We start from the raw sequence: 26921 nt of genomic DNA, 5'->3' as shown, positions 1-26921 counted from the left end.
GCAAGAGACAGGCCATCCAGCGAGTAGGATGGGGAAAATTGTTGCTGCAGCGCTTCGATGCGATCATCGGCCGCCTGCAGATAGAGGTCGATCCCCTGCGCTTTTGCAAACTCCACCAGCAGGGCACGATCCGCCTCATTGGGGCGGCCGGTGTGGCGCAGCAGCATCATGATCCCCTGCTCGGCCTGGATAAGCTCCGCATGGCCCAGCTCGCGCTGGCTCTTCAAGCGATTGAGGCACTCACGCAGCGGGGCAATCAGCGCAGAGAGCGGCTCGGCCAGTACCGGGCACCCTTCGATTTCCACCAGATCGTTGCTGTTGCGACGGCGGAAACCAACCCGGGTGCAGCGACCGTTCTTGTCAAATTTGATGGCCAGACGACAGACCCGGCGGTAGGCACGATCTTCACCGGTCAGTACCGGCTCCAGCGCCGGCGCCTTGATGTTGCCCAACCGCTCGAACAGGCTGACCAGTCCGGCCGCCTTGGCGGCTTGCTGATCTGCAACCGACATGTGCTGTGCACTGCAACCGCCGCACTCGCGATAGTGGCCGCAAAAGGGAGCGATACGATTGGCCGCCGGGGTCACCACCTGTTGCAAGGCGGCGTGACCATACTGTTTTTTTTCTTCGGTGATGCGTGCCTTGACGGTCTCGCCGGGCAGCGCCCCTTCGACGAAGATCGCCTTGCCCTGATGGCGACCGATACCGACGCAGTGGTGATCGAGGGTGTCTATCGTAAATTCAATGCGTTGGAGCTGGGTGGACTTCTTTTGGGGCTTGAAAAACTGGGCCATAAAACTTGGTGCCTATAGGTGGCTATGTCATGATTGTGGAATCTGCTGCCGGGTATTGTCCCACAAGAATAATAGTATGACCAAATACGGCCACAGAGCCCGTGCATTACCAGCAACCCTATCGCCAACCCTGTTCACTGGTGGCCTGTTCGTATGACCAAATATGGCCTGAGAGCACGCGTTCTCGCCTTCACCATCCTGCCGACCCTGATCATCGGTGGCCTGATGGCCGGTTACTTCACCTTCCACCGCTACCAGCAGCTGGAAAACAACCTCATTGATCAGGGGATCAACATCATCGAACCGCTGGCGATCGCCAGTGAATACGGGATGACCCAGCACAGTCGCGAATCCCTCAAGCGGCTGATTGGCCTGACCCATCGCAAGAACTCCCCCTTCATCAAGTCCATCGCGGTTTTCACCCAGGACAACCAGCTGTTCGTCACCTCGAACTACCACCGGGATTTCACCCGGCTCAGGCTGCCCGATGGCGAGCCAATTCCGGATCTGACCAGCGTGACGTTTCAGGGGGATGACATCATTTTGCGCACCCCGATCCAGGCTGAAACCAGTCTGGATGGCTTCCCGCTGCCCAGTGATGTGGAACCCCCGATGATCGGCTACATCTCGATGCAGATGGCGACCGATCGGGCCATGCTGCTGCAGTACCGCGACACCTTCTTTGCGGTGATCATGGTGCTCATCGGGGTCGCCTTCAGTACCCTGTTTGGCTTCCGTCTGGTCAAGAGCGTGACCCAGCCCATCACCAACATGGTGCAGGCGGTGCACAAGATCAGGGAGGGGCGGCTCGATACCCGGGTCAGCGGCCAGCTCACCGGCGAGCTGGATATGCTGAAAAACGGCATCAACGCCATGGCCAAGGCGCTCTCCGAATATCACGAAGAGATGCAGCAGAATATCGATCAGGCCACCTCTGACCTGCGCGAAACCCTGGAGCAGATCGAGATCCAGAACGTCGAGCTCGACATGGCCAAGAAACGGGCGCAGGAGGCGGCACGGGTCAAGTCGGAGTTTTTGGCCAACATGTCCCACGAATTGCGTACCCCGCTCAACGGGGTCATCGGTTTTACCCGCCAGTTGCTGAAAACCAGCCTGACCCCGAGCCAGACCGACTACATGCAGACCATCGAGAAGTCGGCGCGCAACCTGCTTGGCATCATCAACGATATCCTCGACTTCTCGAAGCTGGAAGCGGGCAAGCTGCAGCTGGAGCATATCCCGTTCAGCCTGCGCGACACTCTCAACGAGACCATGCACCTGCTCGGCCCCAGCGCCCACGACAAGCAGCTGGAGCTCTCCCTGCGGGTGGATGCCGATGTGCCGGACTACCTCACCGGCGACCCCATGCGTCTGCAACAGGTGCTGACCAACCTCACCGGCAACGCCATCAAGTTCACCGAACAGGGCAACGTGGATGTCCATATCGAGCAGACCGGCAGTGGCAACCACAAGGTGAGGCTCAACGTCCAGATCCGTGATACCGGCATCGGCATCTCCCAAGAGCAGCAACATCAGCTGTTCCAGGCCTTCAATCAGGCCGACTCCTCCATCTCCCGCCGTTATGGCGGCACGGGCCTGGGCCTCGTCATCACCCAGAAGCTGGTGCAGCAGATGGGCGGCCAGATCCGCTTTGAATCAGAGCTCGGCAAGGGCTCCATCTTCTCCTTCAGTCTGGATGTGGAGGTATCCCCCCTGCCCCAGACCGATCAACTGCCGCTGGATCGGATCCGTGGCAAACGGCTCTGGCTGCTGGAACCGGATCCCTTCGCGCAAGCCTCTCTGCTCGCCCTGCTGGCGGAGTGGCACCTCGACGTGCACCCACTGACCAGCGATGACCCCTGGCCCGAGATGAGCGAGCAGGAGATGGTGATCATCGGCAGCAGCACCCTGCATACGCCGCAGCAAGTGATCGGCCGTCTCGACAGACTGAACGGCCAGCAGCAGAACACCATAGTGCTGCTCAGCAGCCACGAGCCGGCGCTCTATGAAGCGATGCTGGCCCATGGCGCCCAGCACTGTCTCTCCAAACCGGTCAACCACCGCAAGCTGCTGCACGCCCTGCTCTCGCCGGAATCGAGCCGCCAGAAGCTGCCTGCGCAACCTGCGCCGCGCCAGTTGCAGCCAATCAAGGTGCTGGCGGTGGATGACAACGCCGCCAACCTCAAGCTGATCGCCGCCATGCTCAAGGAGATGGTGAGTCAGGTTGTGGTGTGCAAAAACGGCAAGGAGGCGGTCAAGCAGGCCCAGAGCCAGCCGTTCGACATCATCTTCATGGATATCCAGATGCCGGTCATGGATGGCATCAGTGCCACCCAGGCGATCCGCAACCAGTCCCTCAACACCACCACCCCGATCGTGGCGGTGACCGCCCACGCCATCCCCGGAGAGCGGGAGCGGCTGATCCGCCAGGGGATGGACGACTATCTGGCCAAGCCCATCGACGAGAGCATGCTGGCCCAGCTCATCACCGACTTTGCCCATCGCCGTCACCAGAATAATGGTGCCCAACAGATCGACTGGACACTGGCGGTGCGGCAGGCGGCGGGGAAAGAGCATCTCGCCAGAGAGATGCTGACCATGCTGTTGGCCAGTTTTGACGAGGTCGAACCGGTGCTGGATAGCGCGCTGGCTGGCGAAATTGAAGATAGCGAGGTGCTGGCCCAGCTCCATCGCCTCAACGGCGGCTGTGCCTATTCCGGGGTTCCGGGGCTGCAGCGGCTGCTCTCCCAGCTGGAGCAACAGCTGCGTGACGGCGTGCCGGTCAGCGAGCTGGAACCCGAGCTGCTGGAGCTGCAAGATGCACTGGAACTGGTGCGCCAGGAGGCGCCCCGCTATCTCGGCAAAGCTTGATGAGCTTGCTCTGAACTGTATCGGCCCCCGCTTTTTCTGACGCGAGGGCCGCCAGATGGTAAAGTTGCGCCGTTTACACAGGAGTCAGCATGACCAACAACGATATTCTGCGCCGTCTGCGCTACGCCCTCACCATCAACAACGACCAGATGGTCGAGATGTTTGCCAAGGGCAACCTGACGGTCACTCACGCCCAGCTGCACAGCTGGTTGATGAAAGAGGCGGCGGAAGGTGAAGAGCAAGAGGCAGGCTATGTCGCCTGTCCCGACTCGGCCCTGAGCCAGTTCCTCGACGGTTTCATCATCGCCCGCCGCGGCGTGCGGGAAGATGCACCGGCCCAGGTGATCCCGAACCGGATCAACAACAACATGATCCTGCGCAAGCTGCGCATTGGTCTCAACTTCAAGGAAGAGGATATGCTCGGCACCCTCAAGCTCGCCGACTTCAACCTCTCCAAGTCCGAGCTCAGTGCCCTGTTCCGCTCCAAGGATCACAAGCACTATCAGGATTGCGGGGATCAGATCCTGCGCAACTTCCTGATCGGTCTCACGGCCAAATACCGCGGCTAACCAGCCGCGCGACTGACCAGACAGAGCCTTCGACATGTGCCAGCGACTCACTCCTCCCACGCTCAGCAACCTGGCTGCAGCAGGGGGATGGCGCTGGCGCTGTCTTCTTCCCCTGTTCTTTCTGCCACTGGTTCTGCTGCTGGGCGCCTGCACACCGTCCGAGTACCGGCTCTCGACCCGCTATCAGAGCGCTAACCAGAACGAGCGGATCGCCTTTCTGATCCTCCACTACACCGACGAAGACGATGCCAACTCCCTGCGCCTGCTGACCGAGCCGGAGCACAAGGTGAGCGCCCACTACCTGATCCCCCGCGATAGTCGCGAGACACCGCTACCGGTCTATCAGCTGGTGCCTGACAGCGCGCGCGCCTGGCATGCGGGACGCAGCCGCTGGCACCAATATGCCGGGCTCAATGCCAGTTCCCTTGGCATCGAGATCGTCAACCTCGGCTATCCAGCGGAAGATGAGCCGCTGGCCCCCGATGCCCGCCGCTGGCAACCCTATACCCCGCAGCAGATTGCCGCCGTCGGCGCCCTCAGCCGGGAGCTGGTCGCCCGCTACCAGATTACACCGACCCAGGTGCTGGGCCACAGCGATGTCGCCCCCGAGCGCAAGCAGGATCCCGGCCCACACTTCCCCTGGCGCCAGCTCTATCTGACGTACGGGGTCGGCGCCTGGCCAGATGAAGGTCGGGTGGCCGAGTTGCTGGCCAGTCCCTTGCCCCACTGGGATGCTGCCATGTGGCAGCAGCAGCTGGCCCGCTATGGCTATGGCCTGCCCCGGAGCGGCCAGTGGGATGAGCAGAGCCGCGCCGTCATGGGCGCCTTTCAGCTCCACTTTCGCGCCAGCAAGGTCGATAGCAAACCGGACCGCGAGTGCCAGGCCATCCTGATGGCGCTGCTCGAAAAATACTTCCCCTAATACTCATCCATTGCCCCCGTTGCTCCGTACTGTTTGATAGCCGTTAGCTATCAAACAGTTAGGCACAAGCAATTGTCCCTGCATTTTGCAAGGCGTTATTCTGACTGCGTTCCGAAAGAAAATTTCAAACCGATTTCCAAATCTGGAGGTGAATGATGAAAAGCCCGATTGGTCTTGATACTGCTCAATCACAAGCCCTGGCAGCCGAGTTGAACAAATTGCTGGCCAGCTACCAGATCCTCTACATGAACGTGCGCGGCTTCCACTGGAATATCCGTGGCAACCAGTTCTTCGAACTGCACCTGAAATTTGAAGAGATTTACAACGACCTGCTGTTGAAAGTCGATGCACTGGCCGAGCGAATCCTGACCCTGGATGGCGTGCCGATGCACAGCTTCAGCGACTATCTGAAAGTCTCTGCCATCCCGGAGCAAAAAGGGCTGCACGATGGCCGCGCCTGTGTCGAATCCCTGCTGGAGAGCTTCCGCGAACTGCTGGTCGCCCAGCGCCGTATTCTGGGTCAAGCAGCCGAAGCTGGTGATGAGGGCACTGCCTCCATCCTCTCCGACTATGTGCAGCAGCAGGAAAAACTGGTTTGGATGCTGCGCGCTTATCTGGCCTGATAGTGAACCAAGCTGACTACAGCGTACGTATGCTGGCTTGAGTAAGTACCGGGCCTAAAGCTCCTGACCAGACCACGGCCCAATCCGTCTGATTGTTATGTTCTGTTGCAAACCTGAGTTGTCTCTCCTTTTATCCACCCGCTTGCCGCCCTGTTTGGGCGGCTTTTTTTGTTTTTGATCTGCATCAAGGGAATCTTAATTGGCAAATTGAATGCCTATTAAGTTTTTCGCGAGAGGAATAGAATCGCCACAAAACAGACAACTGAAATGTCCAATTAGGAGAGGCATGATGTTTTGTGTGCAATGTGAACAGACAATTCGTACCCCGGCTGGCAACGGCTGTGCCTACGCACAAGGTATGTGCGGCAAGACGGCGGAAACCTCGGATCTGCAAGATGTGCTGATCTACACCCTGCAGGGGCTCAGCGCCTGGGCGCTGGCCGCCCGCGAGCAGGGCATCATCGACCGCGAGATCGATGCCTTCGTGCCCAAGGCCTTCTTCGCCACCCTCACCAACGTCAACTTCGACTCGAATCGCATCGTGGCTTACGTCAATCAGGCCCTCGCCTATCGCCAGCAGTTGGCCGATCGTCTGACCGCCATGGCGGTGCAGGTCAACGACTTGCCACACTCCGCCCACTTCGATCCCGGCGCCGAGCTGCTGGAGCAACTTGCCCATGCCGCGCCAGCCGCCCCCAATCGGGGCAAGAACGAAGTGAACGAAGACATCATGGGGCTGCGTCTGCTCTGTCTCTACGGCCTCAAGGGCGCCGCCGCATATATGGAGCACGCCCGGGTGCTGGATCAGCAGAATGACGAGGTGGCCACCGAATTCCACCGCATCATGAGCTGGCTCAGCACAGACCCGAGCGAAATGGGTCGGCTGTTCAGCTGCGCCATGGAGATCGGCCAGCTCAACTTCAAAATCATGGAGATGCTGGATCTGGGTGAAACCAGCGCCTTCGGCCATCCGGAGCCGACCCGGGTCAGGGTCACCCCGATCCCCGGCAAGTGCATTCTGGTCTCCGGCCACGACATGATGGATCTCAAACTCATTCTGGAGCAGACCAAGGGGACCGGCATTCATGTCTACACCCACGGCGAGATGCTGCCTGCGCTGGCCTACCCCTTCTTCAAGCAGTACCCCCATCTGGTGGGCAACTACGGCTCCGCCTGGCAGAACCAGCAGAAGGAGTTTGCCAACTTCCCGGGCGCCGTGGTGATGACCTCCAACTGCATCATCGACCCGAATGTGGGCAACTACTCGGATCGCATCTTCACCCGCTCCATCGTCGGCTGGCCGGGCGTCACCCATCTGGAGGGGGATGATTTCTCCGCCGTGATTGCCAAGGCGCAAGCGCTGGAAGGCTTCAAGCACACCGAGCTCGAGCACTTCATCACCATCGGCTTTGCCCGCAACGCCCTGATGCAGGCTGCGCCCGCAGTGATTGAGAAGGTCAAAGCCGGAGAGATCAGCCACTTCTTCCTGGTAGGTGGCTGTGACGGCGACAAGGCCGAGCGCGCCTACTTCACCGAGTTTGCCAAGGCGGCACCGCGCGACAGCCTGCTGCTCACCCTGGGCTGCGGCAAATACAAGTTCAACAAGCTCGACTTTGGCGACATCGGCGGCATTCCGCGCCTACTGGACGTGGGTCAGTGCAACGATGCCTACTCCGCCATCCAGCTGGCGCTGGCGCTCTCCGAAGCGTTCGAGTGCGGTGTCAACGATCTGCCGCTGACGCTGGTGCTCTCCTGGTTCGAGCAAAAAGCCATCGTTATTCTGCTCACCCTGCTCTCCCTCGGGGTGAAGGACATTCGTACCGGCCCGACCGCCCCCGCCTTCCTCACCTCGGCTCTGCTCAAAGTGCTGGAGGAGCAGTTTGGCCTGAAAGGAACCACCACGGCCGAGGCTGACCTAGCCGAGATCCTGGCGGCCTGATCGGTACCTCATGTTGTAAGCGTTTGGCGAGCCGCCCAGCTCGCCTTTTTTCTGGACCAGGCTTTTTCACCAGACGTTTTTCGAACCGTTTCAAACCTAAGGAGCCTTGTGATGACCTCTCTCACGCTCACCTGCATTGGCCGCCAACAGAACACCCACGACGTCGTGAGCTGGCAGCTGGTGCCGTTTTCCGGCAGCCTCCCTCCCGTGCTGGCAGGCCAGTGCATCACCCTGCACACCGAGATCGACGGCCAGCCGGAGTGCCGCGCCTATACCCTCTCCTCCAGCCCGCAGGATGCCTGCTGGCAGGTCACCATCAAGGATGTGGGACGGGTCTCTCGCCATCTGCACCAGACCCTGCAAGTGAGAGACAAGATCCGGGTGGATGGTCCCTTTGGCGATTTCAACCTGACCAACCTCCCTTGCAAACGGCCACTGTTCTTGAGCGCTGGTTCCGGCATTACTCCCATGTGGGCCATGCTGCGGGACGAGCTCGCCAAACGGCCGGATGCCGATATCCGCTTTATCCATAGCGCCCGCTCGCCGGAGGATGTGATCTTCGCAGATAACTTGGCGGCATTGGCCGAAGCGCATCCCGGTGTACGGCATGCCCTGATTCTGGAAGATGCCCCAGCAGATCACCCCTGGATTGGCCGACTCACCCCCGCCATGCTGGCCGAACTGGCCCCGGATCTGCGCGAACGCCATGTCTATCTCTGTGGCCCGGCCCCCTATATGGCGGCGGTCAGGACCATGCTGACGGAGCTGGGATTGCCGCCGGAGCAGTTGCATCAGGAGTCCTTTGGTCTTCCCCCCGCAGAGCCCGCCACGACCACCAGCGACCACTTCTGGCTGACCCTGAAAAAGAGCGGAAAAAAGGTGAAAATCCTGCCGGGTCAGACCCTGCTGGCGGCGCTGGAAGCTGCGGGCGAAACCATGATGGCGGCTTGTCGCGCCGGGGTATGTGGCAGCTGTCGTTGCACCACCACAGGTGACATCGAGCGCCAGAGCTTGATGACCTTGAGTGCGCAGGATCTGGAGAGCGGCGTTGCTCTGGCCTGTTCCTGCACTGCGAAAGGGGATATCAGTCTCGATTATTGAGATACCCAAAGGGCTTCATTGGTATCTCAACCTTTTCCCGAGCGGGCAGGACGGGTAGACTCTGCCCCAGTTTCACCAGAACACGGGATAAAAAATGACAATACTGGTCACAGGGGGCGCTGGCTATATCGGCTCCCATACCTTGGTTGAGCTGCTGGGCGCGGGGCAGCAGGTCGTGGTACTCGACAACCTCTCCAACTCCTCACCGGAGTCACTCAAGCGGGTCGAGCAGATCACCGGCAAGCCGGTCACCTTCGTCGAAGGGGATGTGCTGGACCGGGCCTGCCTGCAGCAGCTGTTCGCCAACCACCAGATCGAATCTGTCATCCACTTCGCCGGCCTCAAGGCGGTCGGGGAGTCGAGCCAGATCCCGCTCACCTACTACCAGAACAACATCAGCGGCACTCTGGTGCTGTGCGAAGAGATGGCCAAGGCTGGCGTTTTCCGCTTGGTATTCAGCTCCTCGGCCACCGTCTATGGCGATCCCGCCTCGGTACCGCTGCGGGAAGATTTCCCCACCAGCGCCACCAACCCCTATGGTCGCTCCAAGCTGATGGTGGAGGAGATCCTCCGTGATCTCGCCAAATCCGATCCCCGCTGGGCCATCGTACTGCTGCGTTACTTCAACCCGGTCGGCGCCCACGAGAGCGGCCTGATTGGTGAAGATCCCAACGGCATCCCCAACAACCTGCTGCCCTATATCAGCCAGGTGGGTGTCGGCAAGCTCAAGGAGCTGGGGGTATTTGGCAACGACTACCCGACCCCGGATGGCACCGGCGTACGTGACTACATCCATGTGGTGGATCTGGCCATCGGCCACCTGAAAGCACTGGCGCGCATCAAGCGCGACACCGGTGTCTTCACCTACAACCTGGGCACAGGTCAGGGCTACTCGGTACTGGAGATGGTCAAGGCGTTTGAAGCGGCCAGCGGCCGACCCATTCCCTACCAGATCAAACCCCGTCGCCCGGGCGACATCGCCGAGTGCTGGGCAGAGCCGACGCTGGCCCGTGCCGAGCTGGGCTGGCAGGCAGAGCGCGGTCTGGAGCAGATGATGGTCGATACCTGGCGCTGGCAAAGCAACAACCCGAACGGCTATCAAGGCTGATGATCTAGCGGGTTGATAACAAAACGCCCCGACATTTTCATGTCGGGGCGTTTTATTTTGCGACGTTCAATCAGTGGGTCTGACTGCGTAGCAGAGGCACACGGGCCAATCGGGGAGCAATGCGGTCTATCAGCCGATCCGCCAGCGGGGTCAGCAGCAACCAGGGCAGACAGAGGGTCGCCAGCCCCAGAGCGCCGACGTAGACATCGGTAAACCAGTGGGCGCCAGCCAGAATGCGCGGCGCGGAAAAGATCGGCACCATCAGCAATGCGGTGACTCCCGCCCAGCGCGGCAGATAGCGCAAGGCAAAACCGGCGAAGATCATCAGGAACAGGGCGTGATCCCCGGGGAAACTATCACCGGAAGAGTCCTTGGTCGGAATAGCGCTGATCTGGGTCACCCGCAGCGCATCGGCCACCATCAAGGTCGGGCTGGGTCGCTCTACCGGCAATCGGTGACCAAGCTGGTTGATCACCAGAGCACTCAGCAGCATCACTATGCCCATCGCCACCAGTTGGCGACGACCCGCCAAATCCCGGACGAAGAAGCAGCGGGCCAGGATCAACCCCATACAGGCCAGCACCGCCAGATCGAACAGCCGGTTATTGGTGATGGCCACCAGATCGGCCCACAGAGCCGACTGCCCGAGCCAGCCGTTAACGGTATGAAAAATCGCGAGGTCCCACTGATCCCAGGGACCATGAGCGGGCAGCGCAGCCCAACTGATGGCCACCAGACCACCGACCAGATAGCAAAGCAGGAACTTGCCCATGGAGACTCTCCGTTGGAAAAGTGCGATATGGTAAAACTGTAGAGTGCGTCACAAAACCGAAGAATTGTAAGAAAGTGCGACACAACATCAAGCCTCAAATAAAGCCCGCTAGCCCATTCCAATCTCGCATATCCCAACAACGCCAAGATTTCTGCCTCCAGTGCTGTATCTGTGGGCCTCTCACCATGAGTGCGGCTTGTGCCACCACCGCAACACCCCCTAGAATGCGCACTTCCCTTTACTGCGAAAGGAAGCGGTATGCATATTCACATTCTCGGGATCTGCGGCACCTTTATGGGTGGTCTGGCGGTGTTGGCAAAACAGCTTGGTTACCGGGTGACCGGTTCGGATGCCAACGTCTATCCCCCCATGAGTACCCAGCTCGAGCAACAGGGCATCGAACTGACCGAAGGCTATGACCCCTCCCAACTCGATCCGGCGCCGGATCTGGTGGTGATCGGCAACGCCATGAGCCGCGGTAACCCCTGTGTTGAATATGTGCTGGACCGCAATCTGCCCTACATCTCCGGCCCCCAGTGGCTGCTGGAGCATGTGCTGCAGGATCGCTGGGTACTGGCCGTCGCCGGCACCCACGGCAAGACCACCACCGCCAGCATGCTGGCCTGGGTGCTCGAATACGCCAAGCTGGAACCCGGTTTCCTGATCGGTGGGGTGCCGGGTAACTTCCCGGTCTCCGCCCGTCTCGGCTCTGCCCCCTTCTTCGTCATCGAAGCGGACGAGTATGACTGCGCCTTCTTCGACAAGCGCTCCAAGTTCGTCCACTACCACCCGCGCACCCTGGTGATGAACAACCTGGAGTTCGACCACGCGGACATCTTCCCGGATCTCGCCGCGATCCAGCGCCAGTTCCACCACCTGATGCGCACCGTGCCGAGCAACGGCCGGGTGCTGTTCCCGCAAGCGGATGACAACCTCACCGCCGTGCGCAAGATGGGCTGCTGGAGCGAGGTAGAGCTGGTTGGTCAGGACGACGCCAAGTGGAAAGCGGTCAAGCTGGCCGATGACGGCTCCGCCTTCGAGGTGTGGCTGGATGGCGAGAAACAGGGCGAAGTGCACTGGGAGTGCATCGGCGAACACAACGTCAACAACGGTCTGATGGCCATCGCTGCCGCCCGCCATGCTGGCGTGATGGTGGAGCATGGCATCGCCGCCCTCTGCCAGTTCAAATCCCCCAAACGGCGGATGGAGCTCAAGGGCGAGGTGGCCGGCATCAGCGTCTATGACGACTTTGCCCACCACCCCACCGCCATCGAGACCACCCTCGGCGGCCTGCACGCCAAGGTAGGAGAAGCCCGTATTCTGGCGGTGCTGGAGCCACGCTCCAACACCATGAAGCTGGGGGTTCACAAGGAGGAGCTGGCTGGCTGCTTCGATGGTGCCGACGAGGTGTTCTTCTTCCAGCCCCCCAACATCGGCTGGGATCTCGGCGAGGTGACGGCCCATATGACCCGACCGGCCAAGGTATTCAACGATCTGGAGACCTTGATCAACCGGTTGGTGGCCGAGAGCCGCGATGGCGACCATATTCTGATCATGAGCAACGGCGGCTTCGGTGGCATTCATGACAAGCTGATCGCCCGCCTCAAGGATTACCACGGCGAACTATGAACAAAGCGATCACCCTGGCGCTGACCGGCGCCTCCGGCGCCCCCTACGCCCTGCGCCTGCTGGAGTGTCTGGTGCAGGCGGACTATAGGGTCTATCTGCTCGCCTCATCGGCAGCTCGTGTGGTACTCAAGACCGAGCAGCAGCAGGATTGGCCCGGCTCACCGAAAGAGCTCTCTGCCTATCTTTGTCGCCAATATGGCGCCAAGGAGGGGCAGATTGTCGCCTGCGGCAAGGAGGAGTGGTTCTCACCGGTGGCTTCGGGCTCGGCCGCGCCCAAGCAGATGGTGGTCTGCCCCTGCTCCATGGGCACCGTCTCGGCCATTGCCAACGGCACCTCCGACAACCTGCTGGAGCGGGCGGCGGATGTGGTGATCAAGGAGCGCGGCCAGCTGATCCTGGTGCCCCGCGAAACCCCTTTCTCGGCGATCCATCTGGAGAACATGCTGAAACTGGCGCGACTCGGGGTGACCATCATGCCTGCTGCGCCCGGTTTCTATCATGAGCCGAAAAGCATCGCCGATCTGCTGGACTTTATGGTCGCCCGCATCCTCGATCATCTGGGTGTCGAGCATGAGCTAACCCACCGCTGGGGCTATGGCCACCAGTGAGGTGACCGCCACATCCGGCCATAAAAAAAACGGCGCCACTCAATGAGTGACGCCGTATTTTCGTTAAGCCGTGTTAGCGAGCCTGAATTGGCGCCGTCACGTACTTGAACAGGAAATCAGTCACCTCTTGGCGCACCGGGCGCTGAGGTTGATTGATCATCTGCATCATCACATAGCCAAAACCGGTCAGAGAGCGGGCCAGATCCTGTGCCGACAGCACACTGGTGATCTCCCCTGCATCCATGGCGGTTTGCAGCTCGCTGGCGATCAGCTCAAGGCACTGATCGAGCAGCCGGGTATAGCGGGGCCATACCTCTTCCCGAACCGATGAGCTCCACTCCAGCCAGATACCGGCATAATCCGGTTGATCGTAGGCGGCATCGACAGAGAGGCGTACATGACGCTGGATCTTGTCGAAAATGGAGCCCTGGTCACCGTATGCCTGCGACAGCATCTGGTTCACAAAGCGTTCGATCTCGGCCAGCACCTCATCTACCAACTCCTCGCGGGTGTTGAAATAGTTGAAGACGGTAGCCACAGAGACCTTGGCCTGTTCGGCTATCTCGGCGTGACCTGCACGGCCAATGCCGCGACGGGAGAACACCTCGATGGCACATTCCATCAATTGGGAGCGACGAGCTTCCGGCGACAGCCGGGTACGACGTCTTATTTCTGCGCGTGGTTCCATAGTTTTTATCATCTAATAGTTATTGATTATGGTGTTTATAGTATTTTAACTAATCATGCCTGAGTGCCTGCTAACTCTATCAATTAAAATAAGCCGATAAAAGCACCACGTATCTCTAGCACCCTTCAACATGAGTGGTAGAATCATCGGTTTTGATATTCATGAACGGCCAAATCCCCTTTGGCCTTATGGGAGTAAGTGATGAAACACACCGTCGAGGTGATGATCTCCGAGGCTGAAGTAGCCGCCCGGATCGCCAAATTGGGTGAAGAGATCACCGCCCGCTATCAGGGTTCTGACGAAGTCGTGATGATTGCGCTGCTGCGCGGTTCCTGCATCTTCCTGGCCGACCTCTGCCGCCAGTGCAAGCTGCCCATCACCCTGGACTTCATGACCGCCTCCAGCTACGGCTCCGGCATGCACAGCACCCGTGACGTCCGCATCCTCAAAGACCTGGACGATGACATCAAGGGCAAGGATGTGGTGATCGTGGAAGACATCATCGACACCGGTTACACCCTCAACAAGGTGCGCGAGATCCTCTCCCTGCGCGAGCCGAAATCCCTGGCCATCTGCACCCTGCTGGACAAACCCTCCCGCCGCGAAGTGCAGGTGCCGGTCGACTGGATTGGCTTCGCCATTCCGGACGAATTCGTGGTCGGCTGTGGCATCGACTACGCCCAGAAGTACCGCAACCTGCCGTTTATCGGCAAAGTGGTACCCCAGGAGTAAGCCAGGTTCAGGAATATCACGGGTGAAGCGGCCTTGTGCCCTTTACTCTGTGCAGGCGGCCTTGGCCGCCTTTTCTGTATCGAGCCGGATTCAACCATCACAGAGGTTGCAATGAACGCACTGGAAATCAGCGGCCTGAAAAAGACCTATCAGGGGGGCGTCGAAGCCCTTAAAGGCATCGATCTTACCGTCAGGCAGGGGGATTTCTTCGCCCTGCTCGGCCCGAACGGCGCGGGCAAGTCCACCACCATCGGCGTCATCAGCTCGCTGGTGAACAAGAGCGCCGGCAAGGTGAAGGTGTTTGGCTACGACATCGACAGCGATCTCGAACAGGCCAAGGCCCAGCTCGGACTGGTACCGCAGGAGTTCAACTTCAGCCAGTTCGAGAAGGTGATCCAGATTGTCACCCATCAGGCCGGTTTCTACGGCGTACCCAAGGCGGAAGCCAAGATCCGCGCCGAGAAGTACCTGCGCCAACTCGATCTGTGGGAGAAGCGCGACATGCCTGCCCGCACCCTCTCCGGCGGCATGAAGCGCCGCCTGATGATCGCCCGCGCCCTGATGCACGAGCCCAAGCTGTTGATCCTCGATGAGCCGACCGCCGGGGTCGATATCGAGATCCGCCGCTCCATGTGGACCTTCCTCAAGGATCTCAACGAACAGGGTGTCACCATTATTCTCACCACCCACTATCTGGAAGAGGCGGAGATGCTCTGCCGCAACATCGGCATCATCGACAAGGGTCGTCTGATCGAGAACACCAGCATGAAGAATCTGCTGGGCAAGCTGGGTCGCGAGACCTTCCTGCTCGACCTTGCGCCAGGTTCTGCCGTACCCGAGGTGCCAGAGTTCAACGGCCGCATGCCGGATGAGCGCACCCTTGAGGTGGATCTAGACAAGAGCCAGTCACTCAACAGCCTGTTCGAGCAGCTGTCGAGCCAGCAGGTGCAGGTCGTGAGCATGCGCAACAAGGCCAACCGGCTGGAAGAGCTGTTCGTCAATCTGGTCGAAGAGGGGAGAAAAGCATGAATCTGGCCATCTATTACATCGCCTTCAAGAGCATTCTGGCCAAAGAGGTAAGCCGCTTTACCCGGATCTGGATCCAGACCCTGGTGCCACCGGCCATCACCATGAGCCTCTACTTCGTCATCTTCGGCAACCTGATCGGTTCGCGCATCGGTGACATGGGCGGTTTCACCTACATGGAGTTCATCGTGCCCGGCCTCATCATGATGTCGGTGATCACCAACTCCTACTCCAACGTCGCCTCCTCCTTCTTCAGCGCCAAATTCCAGCGCAATATCGAGGAGATGCTGGTCGCGCCGGTGCCCAACTACGTCATCATCGCCGGTTACGTGGGCGGGGGCGTGGCACGCGGCCTCTGTGTCGGCCTCATCGTCACCCTGGTGTCGCTGTTCTTCGTGCCGCTGCAGATCCACCATCTGTTCAGCGTCTGCGTGACCGTGCTGCTCACCGCGATCCTCTTCTCGCTGGGTGGCCTCATCAACGCGGTGTTTGCCAAGACCTTCGACGACATCAGCATCATCCCCACCTTCGTGCTGACACCCCTCACCTATCTGGGCGGAGTGTTCTACTCCATCAGCCTGCTGCCCCCCTTCTGGCAGGGTGTCTCCCAGGTGAACCCCATCATCTACATGGTGAACGCGTTCCGTTACGGTTTCCTCGGTATCTCCGACGTGCCACTCGGCACCGCCTACCTCATCATCATCGGCTTTATCGTGGCCCTCTACGGTATCGCCTGGTGGCTTATCTCCCGCGGCACCGGCCTGCGCCACTAATAACCAAAACGGGCACCTCGCGGTGCCCGTTTTCATTGTCCTGCCAGCCTCGGGATGACCTAGACCCGGATAGCGTGATCCTTTAGCAGCCGGGCGGTGAGCTCAAGCTTCTCGTTGCGCTCGGCGGCCCGCTCGGGAACCGTGACGCCCCCCTGCTCATCGACCCGCTCCTGACCGAAAGCATCGTCGATAGCCTGCGCCATGGCGGTGCGACCAGCCGCGAGATCGGGATCGATCAGGCTCTCCTGCATCCGGATCCGGTTCTCGCTGGCCGCCAGCTGCAGTTCATCCAACTGGGTGGCGAGAGTGACAATCCGGTTATCGACCCGCTGGGCCAGTTCGAAGAGACGGTTTTCATTCCCTGCCGCCATCGCCAGTCCATCTAGCTGCTCCCCTTTGCGCTGATCAAAGTTGCTTACCGCACGAGCGGCCAGCTCCAGTGCATAAGCCTTGGTAGCCATGGCGTTGACTCCGCCCTCCCAACCGACATCTGACCCCACCCCCAGTGTCACGCCAAGGGTGGTATGGAACTTGACTCCCTCCGGCCCGAAAGCCGCAGTGGCACCGGCCGATGCACCGACACCCAGATTGGCGGAGGCGCGTACTTTGGCCGAAAGGCTATAGGCATCCGCATACTGACTCTTGAGCAGGTTTAGCTGGGCACTCCCCTCTGCTTTCATACCAGCAAAGGCCGAGGCGTTGGCCGTCACGCTGACCACTGGCCCATTGGGCGTCATGATAGCCGCAGCACCGGCCTCCAGCTTGGCATTGGCGACCACCTCGGCCGAGCCTGCCAGCTTGGCGTTAAGCAGGTTGCCGATAGTCCAGCTCCCCTCCACCGACAGCCCCAGCCTGCTCACCAGCTCGGCACTGGCGCCGATGCGCAGCAGACTAAGGTCATGGGGCCCCGGGGTGTAACGCGACCCGTCGGTATCATTGACGATCTTGTTCACGGGATTGAACACCAATGAGCCCTCCGCCTTGCCAATCACCAGCTCGGCCTTGGCACTCGCCTTGTTCTCCTGAGTCAGGGCCACCTTGCCGGCAAACTCTCCTACCGGCGTGTCGCGACGCCCCTCCCACTTGCCAATCTCGATCTTGGCGAAAGCCTCCACTAGCGCACTGGCACTGACCAGCCCGAGCCCGCTAAAGGCCTTCTGGCTCACGGGCTCACCCGGTTTAAGCTCCTTGCTGGCCGCCGAGAGAGGGCTCTTGATCTCGGCCCGCACGCCACTCTGATAGTGCTTGCCTGATGCGGCCTCTCCCTGCCAGAGCGCCTTCTCCTGCGCCTCGCGCTCAAGCCAGGGCTCATTCAGTCCATCCACCAGCGCGGTCAGCAGCTCGGTCCTGAGCAGGCCAATCTCCCCCTGCTTGCTCACCTGCTGCTGAATGCTGAGATCCAGAACCTCCTTGAGGTGGCCCAGCTCCAGCAACTGACTGTGGGTCAGCAGGATATCGCGACCATTCTCCTCGGCAGTGGCTTGCGGCTTGAGCTCACCCAGTGCGGGCAGAGCCTGACGCAAGGTCCCGCAAAACAGCTGCCACTCGTGACTCGTTGCGACCTCTTCACGGGTCGGCGCCCGCTCCAGCCGCCGCGCCATCATTCCCTCACTCACCCCGAACATCAGATCGAGCCCCCCTTGCAGCTCCCGCTTGAACAAGTCGTTGGCCCCCTCCTGTTGCAGGCTAGCCAACTCGCTGCACCACTGGCGGATCTGCTGGTTACTCTCGATAGGCTGATTGACCCTCCCCTGTTCGTTGCAGACCCACGCCAGCTGAAATGAGAGAGGCTTGCCACCCTGCGCCAACGCCTGACGGCGGACAGCGATGTCATCGACCAGTTTTTGCAACACGGGATCCTGCTGACGGGAGCGGTTCTTGCCCGAGTCGATCCAGAACTGCAGCGCCTGTGCGATCTTCGCCAACCCGGCCAGTGAAGGCGTTGGCTGGGCCTGGTAGTGCCGCACCGCCTGCTTGACCGCCTTGAGTTCCGGGCTCTGCCGATGGCCAATACCACGGCGGATCCCCCTCTCGAACTCCCGGCTACCGGCATCCAGCAGCCGTAGTCTGGCGTTGCCAAGGCGAGCAGTAGCAGGAGGTGTAGCATCAGGGGTTGTCTGCTGATGACGGCTTACATCGATATCCGGGGAGGCAATTTTCATGACAAGAAACCTGCGTTGATGAGAGAGGGGATCCTCAGCGTACGCCGCCCCCCCTTGTCACCCTGTCAGCGATGGTCCCGCTTTTTTAGGATTCGGACTGACCCGTAAAAGATGTCTGTCAGCTCACAATTTCGGCACAATCACCCGCCCCACCGACCAAAAACGCTAAAAAAATGACGATAAGTGATAAGCAGCCACCGATCAGCCGCATAGGGTGTCACTCTCCCCCTGCCCGAGGTTTGGCCATGTATCACTCTCTCATCACCGCCCTGTACACACAACTTGGACTTCCGCTTCCGGTAGCTGGACAGACAGCCACCACCCTCGCCATCAACGACGAGCTGGTGCTGACGCTGGCAGAGGATGAGGGCCATCTGGTGATCTATCTGCTGCTACCGGGCCACGCCATGCCCAACACGCCCCTGCTCAACCACCTTGGCGACGAGCCGGTGTTTCTGCTGGATCAGACCGAACAGGGAGAGACCCTGATCTGGGCCCGCGAGTGGCTCGATCACCTGACGGTCGACAGTCTGCTGCTACTGCTCGAGCGGGCCATTGAGCTGGCTGCCGAACTGCTGACCCACCAGCACGACCGGGAGCAATTGACACAGCCACAGCATCCCGCCTCCACAACCGCCACCATCAGGGTCTAGCGCCCCCATTCTGGTCACTGTCTCGCAAAATCGAGATTTATCTTGTTTGGCATGGGTTTAGTCATTGCGGCTCAATCGGGAATTGTTAGAATTTACCCCTCTCCATAAAGAGGTAGAACATGCCTGCGTTGTTGCGCATGCTGGCCAATCTGGCTCTGGGAGGATTCTTCCTCGCCTCCGCTGGGTTCAAGCTGGTATCCCCTGCCCTGTTCATCGAGCAGATCGGTGCCTTTGGCCTGATCTGGCCGCCGCTGATCCCGTTCGCCGCCTGGGGGCTGATTGCCATTGAGTTCTGCGCAGCGCTTGCAGTCATCGCCAACCGGCGTTGGGGACTCTGGCTGGTGATCGGGCTGCTCGCCCTGTTTATTCCGGTGTTGGGCTATGGCGTTGCCATCGGGCTCGACATCTCTTGCGGCTGTCTGGGCAGGGCTGATCTCAGCTCGTTGCCGGAGGCCATTGTGCGGGATCTGCTGCTACTGACGCTTGCGGGCGCCCTGCTGCGAACTTCCCGCCCCGTTTTTCCCGTTCCAAAGGAGTAGTGACATGATGACATTGCGATCCCGCACTCTGGTGGCCTCGCTGATCGCCGCCAGCTTTGCCCTCGCGGGCTGTGGCGATAACCAGTTCGAGCAGGAGGTGAAGCTTGAGCAATCGGCTGTGCAGCTGGCACAGGAGGCGCAGCAGGGGGGCTATCAGCTGCTGACCGTTGCCGAGCTGAAAACCCGGATGGACAAGGGCGAGGAGCTGGTGATCATCGACACCATGCCCTATGAGGACTCCTACAAGAAGGAGCACATCCCGGGCGCCAGGAACTTCGTATTTGTGAAAGAGGCCAAGGCTGGTGATAACTGGAGCGAGATCGTCGAAGGGAGCGGCACGGCGGAGCAGTTCCAGGCGCTGCTGGGTGAAGACAAGTCCCGCCCTGTAGTGATCTACTGCGGCTTCGTCAAGTGCGGCCGCAGCCACAACGCAGCCGCCTGGGCGCTCAATCAGGGCTATCAACAGGTCTATCGGGTGCCGGGCGGCATCTTCGCCTGGAAAGGAGCCGGTTACCCCGTCTCTGCCGAGTAACCGCGTCTGCCCACAAGGCAACACAGCCGATATGAAAGAAGCCCGCAACTGCGGGCTTCTTTCATATTACGTGGCACTCAGGGTTAGCTGGCGGCCTGCTCCTGCGGTTGCTCCGCTTGGGCCAGCGGCTGCTTGCCCAGCAACCGCTTGGTGATCATCGCCGCCATGATGGAGCCGTTGACGTTGAGAGCTGTGCGGCCCATATCCACCAGCGGCTCGATGGCGATCATCACCCCCACCAACGCGATGGGGAAGTTGAGGGTGGAGAGCACGATCAGCGCGGCGAAGGTGCCGCCACCGCCGACGCCGGCCACCCCGATGGAGCCCAGCGCAATCACCGGCAGCAGAGTCAGCAAGAACAGGGGATCAAACGGGTTGATACCGAGCATGGGAGCAATCATCGCCACCATCATGGCCGGATAGATGCCGGCGCAGCCGTTCTGGCCGAGGTTGGCACCGAACGAGGCGGCAAAGTTGGCGATGCTGGCGGGCACCCCAAGACGCTGCTGGGTCTCGATACTGAGCGGGATGGAGGCGGCACTGCTGCGAGAGACAAAAGCGAAGGTGAGCACGCCCCACACTTCCCGCAGATAGTGCAGCGGGTTCTGACCGATCAGTAGCAGGATCACCATGTGCACCGCAAACATCGCCAGAATGGCGACGTAGCAGACCAGGATAAAGCCGAGCAGGCTGAGGATCTCGCTCAGGGGATAGTGAGCCACCACCCGGGCGATCAGCGCCATCACGCCATAGGGGGTGAGTGCAATCACCACCCGCACCATCTTCATCACCCACAGTTGCAGGGTGTCGATGGCCACGGCGGCGCGAGCACCCGCCTGTGGATGCTCCGCCTTCAACTGCAGCAGGGCAACCCCGGCCAACACGGTGAAGATCACCACGCCGATCACCGAGAGACCGCGACTACCCGCCATATCGGCGGCAAAGTTGGTGGGCACCAGCGAGAGCAGCAAGGCAGGCAAGGTCTGGGCACGGTCGATGGTGCTCATGCTCTGTTGCAGGGCTGCCGTGTCGCTACCGTGACTCAACAACCCGGCTGCGGTGAGACCGCTCAGGTGGGTGATGGTCATCCCCACCACACCGGCGATCATCACCAGGGTCAGCATGGAGCCGATCAGCACGGAGCTGATCTTGCCGAGGGACTGGGCCTGCTCCAGCTTGTTGATGGCGGAGAGGATGGAGGTGAACACCAGCGGCATCATCACCACCTTGAGCAGGCTGACATAGCCGCCACCGACGATATTGACCCACTCCAGGGTCTGCTGGACGCCGGCATCATCGGCGCCCCACCCCAGTTGCAGCGCCAGCCCGAACAGGGCGCCAAGCAGCAGACCCGCAAGCACCTTGCGCGAGAGCGGCAAACCGGTAGGCAACCGGGTGAGAGCAAAACAGAGCAGACAGAAAACAAGCGATGCAATCAGGACAAACATCATGAATACCTGTAGTGGCCATCAGGCCGAAAGTGGATAGAAACGAAGGGAGATGCGGGCTGGGCCGCAGAACAAAACGCCGGAATGCAGGAGAGTGCAGGCGTGAAAAAGCAGCGGACGCCCGAGGGGGCGTCCGCTGGCAATCGGGGGAATTACTTCTTTACGGGGGCGTCGTACTGTTCGGGTTCGTCGCTATAGACGCAGACATTCCACTTGGCGGCCAAACCATCTTCCGCCAGACAGTAACGCTCGAAGAAAGCCTTGATCTCCGCGCGCTGGCAGTGCGCCTCGAAAGAGGCCATATCTTGCCAAATCTCATTGAACACGGTGGGGAAACTCTCCCCCTCGGCAAAGGGGCTGGCGATGTGGCGGGTCACCCGATATTGCAGGCAGCCATCCTCACGCAGGGTGTTGGGCTCGAGCGCCTGCAGCACCTGAAACAGGGCTTGCTCCTGACCGGGTTTGGGCAGGAATTGGGCAATGCAGTAAACCTTCTTGGACATGGAGTCCTCCTGGTTGTGGCGGGCTCAGGCTTGCTGCAGCGTGACCACTTGATTGTCGATAAGGCGGGCCTTGCCAAGATAAGCGGCCATCAGGATCACCAGCTGTGCGCTCTTGTCAGTGGCGGATTCGAGGGTGGCGGCATCGACGATGTCGATGGCATCGGTACGAAAACCGGCGTTGTCGAGGCGCTGGCTGGCCTGCGCCACCAGGGAGGGCAGATGGTGGTCACCCGCTTCAATCTGCTCGGCGATCCAGTTCATGGTGCGCGCCAGCTCGGGGGCGATGGCCCGCTCGGCGGCCGTCAGGTAGCCGTTGCGCGAGGAGAGCGCCAGCCCGTCTTCGGCCCGCACGGTGGGCACACCGACGATCTCGATGGGCATCGCCATGTCGGCCACCATCTTGCGAATAAGCGCCAGCTGCTGGTAATCCTTCTGGCCAAAACAGGCCACATCCGGCTGTACCAGATTGAACAGCTTGGTGACGACGGTACTGACCCCACGGAAGTGACCCGGGCGCAGCGCCCCCTCCAGCAGATTGGAGAGACCCGGCACCTCGACGAAGGTCTGGCTGGCCAGCCCCTGCGGATACATGATCTCCGGGGTCGGGGTGAACACCATGTCGACGCCAGCCGCTTCCAGCGCAGCGCAATCCTGCTCCAGAGTGCGCGGGTAGTTGGCGAGATCCTCGGCCTTGTCGAACTGCATCGGGTTGACGAAGATGCTGACCACCACCTTCTCGGCGTGGCTGTGCGCCTCTTTCACCAGCGTCAGGTGGCCCTGATGCAGGTTGCCCATGGTGGGCACGAATGCGATGGCACGCCCTTCACGGCGCCATTGGCTGATCTGCTCACGCAGAACGCCGGGATTGTTTACGACCAACATCAGCAGTTCACCTTCCGATAAATCAAAAAGAGAGACGGGTTGCATCCACAGATAGCGCTCGGGCGGGATGGGGCACGAACATGGCTATCAGCAGTTCACCTTTAGATGAATCAATAAGATACGGATTAGCTATACAGATTAACTGTGCGAAGCTGACAAGCAGAGACAGGGGCCGCAGCCCCCATCATGCAACCGCCAGGATCAGTTGAAGCAGTGCTCCGGGCCGGGGAAGCTCCCCTCGCTCACCTGCTGGACATAGAGGCGGATGGCGGCACGCACATCGCCGGTCTCGGCCAGGAAGTTCTTGGTGAACTTGGGCACATAGCCGGAGGTGACGCCAAAGGCATCGTGCATCACCAAAATTTGACCATCGGTCGCGGGGCCGGCACCAATGCCGATCACCGGGATGCGAAGCGCCTTGGTGATGCGCTCGGCCAGCGCAGTGGGCACACACTCGAGCACCAGCAGCTGGATACCGGCCGCTTGCAGTTCGAGGGCCTGACGGTAGATCTCCTGCGCCTGAAACTCATCGCGCCCCTGCACCTTGAAGCCGCCAAAGACATGAACGGATTGCGGAGTGAGGCCGAGGTGACCGCACACCGGCACCCCGTTGCGGGTGAGGTGGCGGATGGAGTCACAGAGCCAGTCGCCCCCTTCCATCTTCACCATGCGGGCACCGGCCGCCATCAGGCGGGCAGCGTTCTGGTAAGTCTGCTCGGGGGTGGCGTAGCTCATGAACGGCATGTCGGCGACCACCAGTGCCTTGCTGGCACCGCGCGCCACACAGCGGGTGTGATAGACCATCTCATCCATGTTGACCGCCAGGGTATCCTGCCCCCCTTGCAGCACCATGCCCAGTGAATCGCCGATGAGCAGCACGTGGGCCCCTTCGTCGTCGAACAGCTTGGCAAAGGTGGCATCATAGGCGGTGATGGCGGTGAACTTTTGACCTTCCTGCTTCATCTTCAGCAGGCTGGCGGTGGTGATCTTGCTCATAGAGGCTCCTGTACGTCTGCACGCGGAGCAATGATGGCCAAATCATTGTGCGGGCAGCGGGCAACCAGTCGGGCGAGCGGGGTGCCGCAGGGCAGCACCAGAGCAGGCGCAATTTCGGCAAGGGGCAGCAGCACGAACTCCCGCTCCTTCATGCCGTAGTGGGGTACGATCAGGCGCTCATGGTTGATCACCTGATCCCCATAGAGCAGCAGATCGAGATCCAGAGTTCTCGGCCCCCACCGCTCATCTTTGCGCACACGTCCCTGTTCCAGCTCGATTTTTTGTAATTGATCCAGCAGCGCAAGGGGCGCGAGCCGGGTATTGAGCCGGGCCACGGCATTGACGTAGTCCGGTTGGTCAGCAGGCCCCATGGGGCGGCTGCTGTAAAACGACGAGGCCTCCACCAGCACAGATTCCGGCAACCTTGCCAACGCGGCAACGGCGCGACGAGCCTGACCCAGCGGATCAGACAGGTTGGAACCAATGGCGATGAAGACCTCGGTCATCACGTCTGTTGTCACTCGGCCACTTTCGGTTTGCGGCGACGGGGGCGACGACGGTTGCGGCTGTTGCTGCTGCGCTTCTCGCCATCGTGGCTGCGAGCCTCGCCGCGCTCACCGCTGGCCGGGCGACGGGTCGCTTCACGCTGCAATTGCGGGCGCACATCCGGATTGGAGGCAACATAGCGCTCCCACCAGCTGGCCAGCTCGCCGAGACCGCGCTCGACCCGGTTGCGCAGCAACAGGAAGTCGAACGCCGCGCGGAACTTGGGATGCTCCATGGCGCGCTCGGGGTGCTTGCCCTGACGACGGGTCAGCCGCTGTTGCAGTGCCCAGATGTCGCGGACATCTGTGGTGAAACGGCGGGGAACGGCGATGATCCGCACCTGATTGTCCAGTACCTCGTTGATCGCCAGCATGAAGGCGTCATACCAGGGCAGGCCGCTCTCGTTCTCCAGCACCCGACCACGGGCCTCGACGCAGCCCCACAGCAGGGTGGCGTAGAGGAAGGCGGGAGTGACGCGCTTATCTTCACGAACGCGGGTGTCGGTATCGATCAGCGCCTGCTCGATAAACTGCTCGTAGGGCGAGTTGCCGTGCGGGGTAAACAGCGCAGCCACTTGCGGGAAGAGCTGCTGGAACAGACCATACTCGCGCAGCAATTTGTAGGTCGCCAGACCGTCGCCAGCCAGGAACAGCTTGAGGGTCTCCTCAAACAGGCGGGCAGCCGGGATGTCTTGCAGCAGTGGCGCCAGCTCCTTGATGGGGGCGGCGGTACGCTGACTGATGGTCATATCCAGCTTGGCGGCAAAGCGCACAGCGCGCAGCATGCGCACCGGATCTTCACGATAACGGGTCTCGGGATCGCCGATCAGCTCAAGCTTGCGCTCGGCCAGATCTTCCAGACCTCCTTCGAAATCGTGCAGGGTGAAATCTTTGGCGCTGTAGTAGAGGGCGTTGACGGTAAAGTCGCGGCGCTCGGCATCCTCTTCGATAGTGCCGTAGACGTTGTCGCGCAGCAGCATGCCTTCATCAGACTGGGCAGACACATGTTTGCTGGTATTGACCTGATGGTGGTGACCCCGGAAGGTGGCCACTTCGATCACGTCACGACCAAAGACAATGTGGGCCAGGCGGAAACGACGGCCAATCAGGCGGCAGTTGCTGAACAGCGCCTTGATCTGCTCCGGCGTCGCATCGGTTGCGATGTCGAAATCCTTGGGCGTCTTCCCGAGCAGCAGATCCCGGACTCCGCCGCCGACCAGGTAGGCCTCATAGCCCCCTTTGTTCAGGCGATAGAGCACCTTGAGTGCATTCTCGCTGATCTCTTTGCGCGAAATAGGGTGCTGATCACGGCTTAAGGTACGACGTTGACCGGCGACACGGGCTGGAATGGGGGATTCCACCGACTGCTCGCCGTCTTCCTTGCCGAGCACCTTGCGGCAAAAGTTTGCGATCTGGGAAAAAATGGTACACCTCTTCATGACTTCTAAATTGACGGGAGGCCAAAAAATAGCGGCCTATGATAGCTCACGCCTAACCAAATGAAAAACCGTGCTGACAATTGATCCCGCATGAAACCGTCTGCCAGCGAAAATAGCGGTCAATCAAACAAAAATCACCTGGTCGACTCAGCAATCCGCGAGCGGGATCTTCTCGCTGGCGGGCACCCGTTCGAGCTGCCAGTTAGCGATACCCCACCGGATGATCTCGTCGATCCGGCTCGCCATCAGCTCGGGGGGCGGGCACTGGCCGAGGAAGTGCAGCGCCTGCCACAGGGCCGGTCGCACCTCATCGAGGGCCAGTGCCGGCGCATGGTTCTGCTTGGAGAGCTTGTTGCCATCGGCCAGCACCGCCAGCGGCAGATGCACCCAGTCTGGCACCGGCGCCCCCAGGGTCTGGTAGAGCGCAATCTGGCGCACCGTGGGTTCCAGCAGATCGGCACCGCGCACTATCTCGCTGATGCTGCTGTCCATGTCATCCACCACCACTGCCAGGTTGTAGGCGTAGAGCCCGTCGCGGCGGCGGATAATGAAATCCTCCTCGGCGAGCGCCGCAGGGACCGCGATATGGCCCTGCAAGCGATCGTCGAAGTGGTAGACCGGATGGTGCTGACGCAGACGGGCCGCACACCCCTCTGCCGCCAGTCCGAGGGGGCGACAGTGACCGCTGTAGAGACCGCCCGCGGCCATGATTTCGCGCCGGGTACAACGGCACCAGTAGAGGTCCCCCGCCCGATAGAGCTGGTCGATGATCTCGTCATAACGGCCATGGCGCGCGCTCTGGAACATCACCTCCCCATCCCACTCGAGGCCATATGCCTCAAGAGTCTTGAGGATCAGGTTCGCTGCCCCTGCCATTTCCCGCGGCGGATCGATATCTTCGATGCGTACCAACCAACGTCCCTGCTGCGCTCTGGCCTGCAAAAAGCTGCCGAGGGCGGCGATCAGCGAACCGAAATGAAGCGGGCCTGAGGGTGAGGGAGCAAAGCGGCCGACATAGGGGCGCGCAAGGGGTGAGGATGGGGAATTCACTGGCATGACTGTTCGGG

Annotated in this window: 26 protein-coding genes; 15 read left to right on the top strand and 11 right to left on the bottom strand. The window is 60.6% G+C overall.

Translation table 11 applies throughout. The features are described 5' to 3' along the window. Positions 1-794: TRAM domain-containing protein (locus AACS18_RS23525; RefSeq protein WP_258228726.1), on the bottom strand; the 794-nt coding region annotated here is incomplete at its 3' end. A gap of 153 nt (positions 795-947) precedes the next feature. On the opposite strand from AACS18_RS23525, the gene barA reads away from it, so the two are divergent. The 7 genes from barA (at position 948) to galE (ending at position 9927) form a co-directional block, all read left to right on the top strand. Beyond that, positions 948-3665, top strand: coding sequence for a two-component sensor histidine kinase BarA (gene barA / locus AACS18_RS15235; protein ID WP_108612615.1), 2718 nt, complete (start codon positions 948-950; stop codon positions 3663-3665). A gap of 89 nt (positions 3666-3754) precedes the next feature. Further along, positions 3755-4234: a YehS family protein gene (locus AACS18_RS15230; RefSeq protein ID WP_108612614.1), complete on the top strand. Its 480-nt coding sequence runs from the start codon at positions 3755-3757 to the stop codon at positions 4232-4234. A gap of 34 nt (positions 4235-4268) precedes the next feature. Continuing rightward, a complete protein-coding gene (locus AACS18_RS15225) occupies positions 4269-5156 on the top strand; it encodes an N-acetylmuramoyl-L-alanine amidase (RefSeq protein WP_108612613.1) in 888 nt (295 codons plus the stop codon). Positions 5157-5311: 155 nt separating this feature from the next. Beyond that, on the top strand, positions 5312-5779 hold the full coding sequence (locus AACS18_RS15220) for a Dps family protein (protein ID WP_021229540.1): 468 nt from the start codon (positions 5312-5314) through the stop codon (positions 5777-5779). 289 nt (positions 5780-6068) lie between these two features. After that, positions 6069-7718, top strand: coding sequence for a hydroxylamine reductase (gene hcp / locus AACS18_RS15215; RefSeq protein ID WP_108612612.1), 1650 nt, complete (start codon positions 6069-6071; stop codon positions 7716-7718). Between the two features lie 111 nt (positions 7719-7829). After that, positions 7830-8819 carry a hybrid-cluster NAD(P)-dependent oxidoreductase gene (locus AACS18_RS15210; protein WP_108612611.1) on the top strand — a complete coding sequence of 330 codons (990 nt, stop codon included), beginning with the start codon at positions 7830-7832 and terminating at the stop codon, positions 8817-8819. Between the two features lie 94 nt (positions 8820-8913). Beyond that, a complete protein-coding gene (galE, locus tag AACS18_RS15205; RefSeq protein ID WP_108612610.1) occupies positions 8914-9927 on the top strand; it encodes a UDP-glucose 4-epimerase GalE in 1014 nt (337 codons plus the stop codon). A gap of 70 nt (positions 9928-9997) precedes the next feature. Here the strand turns inward: galE and AACS18_RS15200 are convergent, their stop codons facing one another. After that, a complete protein-coding gene (locus tag AACS18_RS15200; protein ID WP_108612609.1) occupies positions 9998-10699 on the bottom strand; it encodes a phosphatase PAP2 family protein in 702 nt (233 codons plus the stop codon). Between the two features lie 258 nt (positions 10700-10957). Here AACS18_RS15200 and mpl point away from each other — a divergent pair, with 258 nt between their 5' ends. Continuing rightward, a complete protein-coding gene (gene mpl, locus AACS18_RS15195) occupies positions 10958-12328 on the top strand; it encodes a UDP-N-acetylmuramate:L-alanyl-gamma-D-glutamyl-meso-diaminopimelate ligase (RefSeq protein ID WP_108612608.1) in 1371 nt (456 codons plus the stop codon). After that, complete coding sequence (locus AACS18_RS15190; protein ID WP_108612607.1) at positions 12325-12936, top strand: flavin prenyltransferase UbiX; 612 nt, start codon at positions 12325-12327, stop codon at positions 12934-12936. Before mpl ends, AACS18_RS15190 begins: the two co-directional genes overlap by 4 nt. Before the next feature lie 73 nt (positions 12937-13009). On the opposite strand, the gene AACS18_RS15185 is transcribed toward AACS18_RS15190, so the two are convergent. Next, a complete protein-coding gene (locus AACS18_RS15185; RefSeq protein WP_005335617.1) occupies positions 13010-13624 on the bottom strand; it encodes a TetR/AcrR family transcriptional regulator in 615 nt (204 codons plus the stop codon). Between the two features lie 201 nt (positions 13625-13825). Here AACS18_RS15185 and hpt point away from each other — a divergent pair, with 201 nt between their 5' ends. From hpt to AACS18_RS15170, 3 genes are all read left to right on the top strand, one after another. Next, the gene (hpt, locus tag AACS18_RS15180) at positions 13826-14356 is read left to right on the top strand and encodes a hypoxanthine phosphoribosyltransferase (RefSeq protein ID WP_005362861.1); all 531 of its coding nucleotides are present in this window, start codon (positions 13826-13828) and stop codon (positions 14354-14356) included. 111 nt (positions 14357-14467) lie between these two features. Then, positions 14468-15385 (top strand): ABC transporter ATP-binding protein, encoded by a 918-nt coding sequence (locus AACS18_RS15175; protein WP_005335620.1) that lies wholly within the window; start codon positions 14468-14470, stop codon positions 15383-15385. Then, positions 15382-16155 (top strand): ABC transporter permease, encoded by a 774-nt coding sequence (locus AACS18_RS15170; protein ID WP_005362866.1) that lies wholly within the window; start codon positions 15382-15384, stop codon positions 16153-16155. The genes AACS18_RS15175 and AACS18_RS15170 overlap by 4 nt, the downstream gene beginning before the upstream one ends. Positions 16156-16214: 59 nt before the next feature. On the opposite strand, the gene AACS18_RS15165 is transcribed toward AACS18_RS15170, so the two are convergent. Beyond that, positions 16215-18317: a hypothetical protein gene (locus AACS18_RS15165; RefSeq protein WP_108612606.1), complete on the bottom strand. Its 2103-nt coding sequence runs from the start codon at positions 18315-18317 to the stop codon at positions 16215-16217. 245 nt (positions 18318-18562) lie between these two features. Here AACS18_RS15165 and AACS18_RS15160 point away from each other — a divergent pair, with 245 nt between their 5' ends. From AACS18_RS15160 to AACS18_RS15150, 3 genes are all read left to right on the top strand, one after another. Then, positions 18563-18970, top strand: a complete 408-nt coding sequence (locus AACS18_RS15160) for a hypothetical protein (protein WP_108612605.1) — start codon at positions 18563-18565, stop codon at positions 18968-18970. 119 nt (positions 18971-19089) lie between these two features. Continuing rightward, positions 19090-19509, top strand: coding sequence for a MauE/DoxX family redox-associated membrane protein (locus AACS18_RS15155; RefSeq protein ID WP_108612604.1), 420 nt, complete (start codon positions 19090-19092; stop codon positions 19507-19509). A gap of 4 nt (positions 19510-19513) precedes the next feature. Beyond that, the gene (locus AACS18_RS15150; protein WP_108612603.1) at positions 19514-20041 is read left to right on the top strand and encodes a rhodanese-like domain-containing protein; all 528 of its coding nucleotides are present in this window, start codon (positions 19514-19516) and stop codon (positions 20039-20041) included. A gap of 83 nt (positions 20042-20124) precedes the next feature. Here the strand turns inward: AACS18_RS15150 and AACS18_RS15145 are convergent, their stop codons facing one another. The 7 genes from AACS18_RS15145 to gluQRS all read right to left on the bottom strand — a co-directional run bounded on the left by AACS18_RS15145 (position 20125) and on the right by gluQRS (position 26910). Then, the gene (locus tag AACS18_RS15145; RefSeq protein WP_181363292.1) at positions 20125-21492 is read right to left on the bottom strand and encodes a cation:dicarboxylate symporter family transporter; all 1368 of its coding nucleotides are present in this window, start codon (positions 21490-21492) and stop codon (positions 20125-20127) included. Between the two features lie 149 nt (positions 21493-21641). Next, positions 21642-21992, bottom strand: coding sequence for a putative quinol monooxygenase (locus tag AACS18_RS15140; protein WP_108612601.1), 351 nt, complete (start codon positions 21990-21992; stop codon positions 21642-21644). Between the two features lie 24 nt (positions 21993-22016). Further along, a complete protein-coding gene (panC, locus tag AACS18_RS15135) occupies positions 22017-22874 on the bottom strand; it encodes a pantoate--beta-alanine ligase (protein ID WP_108612600.1) in 858 nt (285 codons plus the stop codon). Positions 22875-23075: 201 nt separating this feature from the next. Continuing rightward, the gene (panB, locus tag AACS18_RS15130) at positions 23076-23870 is read right to left on the bottom strand and encodes a 3-methyl-2-oxobutanoate hydroxymethyltransferase (protein WP_005335640.1); all 795 of its coding nucleotides are present in this window, start codon (positions 23868-23870) and stop codon (positions 23076-23078) included. Continuing rightward, complete coding sequence (gene folK, locus AACS18_RS15125) at positions 23867-24376, bottom strand: 2-amino-4-hydroxy-6-hydroxymethyldihydropteridine diphosphokinase (RefSeq protein WP_005354659.1); 510 nt, start codon at positions 24374-24376, stop codon at positions 23867-23869. The genes panB and folK overlap by 4 nt, the downstream gene beginning before the upstream one ends. A gap of 11 nt (positions 24377-24387) precedes the next feature. Continuing rightward, the gene (gene pcnB, locus AACS18_RS15120) at positions 24388-25854 is read right to left on the bottom strand and encodes a polynucleotide adenylyltransferase PcnB (protein ID WP_108612599.1); all 1467 of its coding nucleotides are present in this window, start codon (positions 25852-25854) and stop codon (positions 24388-24390) included. A gap of 147 nt (positions 25855-26001) precedes the next feature. Next, on the bottom strand, positions 26002-26910 hold the full coding sequence (gene gluQRS, locus AACS18_RS15115; RefSeq protein WP_108612598.1) for a tRNA glutamyl-Q(34) synthetase GluQRS: 909 nt from the start codon (positions 26908-26910) through the stop codon (positions 26002-26004). Positions 26911-26921 lie beyond the last annotated feature (11 nt).

Origin of the sequence: Aeromonas sp. HMWF015, assembly GCF_963878965.1 — a bacterium.
GTDB classification, from domain to species: domain Bacteria; phylum Pseudomonadota; class Gammaproteobacteria; order Enterobacterales; family Aeromonadaceae; genus Aeromonas; species Aeromonas veronii.
Note: the sequence above shows the minus strand (reverse complement) of the source record. Positions and strands in the feature narration are given on the sequence as shown.

Coding starts and splice junctions, on each gene's coding strand:
- barA (WP_108612615.1), top strand. CDS start 948: ATGACCAAATATGGCCTGAGAGCACGCGTTCTCGCCTTCACCATCCTG.
- AACS18_RS15230 (WP_108612614.1), top strand. CDS start 3,755: ATGACCAACAACGATATTCTGCGCCGTCTGCGCTACGCCCTCACCATC.
- AACS18_RS15225 (WP_108612613.1), top strand. CDS start 4,269: ATGTGCCAGCGACTCACTCCTCCCACGCTCAGCAACCTGGCTGCAGCA.
- AACS18_RS15220 (WP_021229540.1), top strand. CDS start 5,312: ATGAAAAGCCCGATTGGTCTTGATACTGCTCAATCACAAGCCCTGGCA.
- hcp (WP_108612612.1), top strand. CDS start 6,069: ATGTTTTGTGTGCAATGTGAACAGACAATTCGTACCCCGGCTGGCAAC.
- AACS18_RS15210 (WP_108612611.1), top strand. CDS start 7,830: ATGACCTCTCTCACGCTCACCTGCATTGGCCGCCAACAGAACACCCAC.
- galE (WP_108612610.1), top strand. CDS start 8,914: ATGACAATACTGGTCACAGGGGGCGCTGGCTATATCGGCTCCCATACC.
- AACS18_RS15200 (WP_108612609.1), bottom strand. CDS start 10,699: ATGGGCAAGTTCCTGCTTTGCTATCTGGTCGGTGGTCTGGTGGCCATC.
- mpl (WP_108612608.1), top strand. CDS start 10,958: ATGCATATTCACATTCTCGGGATCTGCGGCACCTTTATGGGTGGTCTG.
- AACS18_RS15190 (WP_108612607.1), top strand. CDS start 12,325: ATGAACAAAGCGATCACCCTGGCGCTGACCGGCGCCTCCGGCGCCCCC.
- AACS18_RS15185 (WP_005335617.1), bottom strand. CDS start 13,624: ATGGAACCACGCGCAGAAATAAGACGTCGTACCCGGCTGTCGCCGGAA.
- hpt (WP_005362861.1), top strand. CDS start 13,826: ATGAAACACACCGTCGAGGTGATGATCTCCGAGGCTGAAGTAGCCGCC.
- AACS18_RS15175 (WP_005335620.1), top strand. CDS start 14,468: ATGAACGCACTGGAAATCAGCGGCCTGAAAAAGACCTATCAGGGGGGC.
- AACS18_RS15170 (WP_005362866.1), top strand. CDS start 15,382: ATGAATCTGGCCATCTATTACATCGCCTTCAAGAGCATTCTGGCCAAA.
- AACS18_RS15165 (WP_108612606.1), bottom strand. CDS start 18,317: ATGAAAATTGCCTCCCCGGATATCGATGTAAGCCGTCATCAGCAGACA.
- AACS18_RS15160 (WP_108612605.1), top strand. CDS start 18,563: ATGTATCACTCTCTCATCACCGCCCTGTACACACAACTTGGACTTCCG.
- AACS18_RS15155 (WP_108612604.1), top strand. CDS start 19,090: ATGCCTGCGTTGTTGCGCATGCTGGCCAATCTGGCTCTGGGAGGATTC.
- AACS18_RS15150 (WP_108612603.1), top strand. CDS start 19,514: ATGATGACATTGCGATCCCGCACTCTGGTGGCCTCGCTGATCGCCGCC.
- AACS18_RS15145 (WP_181363292.1), bottom strand. CDS start 21,492: ATGATGTTTGTCCTGATTGCATCGCTTGTTTTCTGTCTGCTCTGTTTT.
- AACS18_RS15140 (WP_108612601.1), bottom strand. CDS start 21,992: ATGTCCAAGAAGGTTTACTGCATTGCCCAATTCCTGCCCAAACCCGGT.
- panC (WP_108612600.1), bottom strand. CDS start 22,874: ATGTTGGTCGTAAACAATCCCGGCGTTCTGCGTGAGCAGATCAGCCAA.
- panB (WP_005335640.1), bottom strand. CDS start 23,870: ATGAGCAAGATCACCACCGCCAGCCTGCTGAAGATGAAGCAGGAAGGT.
- folK (WP_005354659.1), bottom strand. CDS start 24,376: ATGACCGAGGTCTTCATCGCCATTGGTTCCAACCTGTCTGATCCGCTG.
- pcnB (WP_108612599.1), bottom strand. CDS start 25,854: ATGAAGAGGTGTACCATTTTTTCCCAGATCGCAAACTTTTGCCGCAAG.
- gluQRS (WP_108612598.1), bottom strand. CDS start 26,910: ATGCCAGTGAATTCCCCATCCTCACCCCTTGCGCGCCCCTATGTCGGC.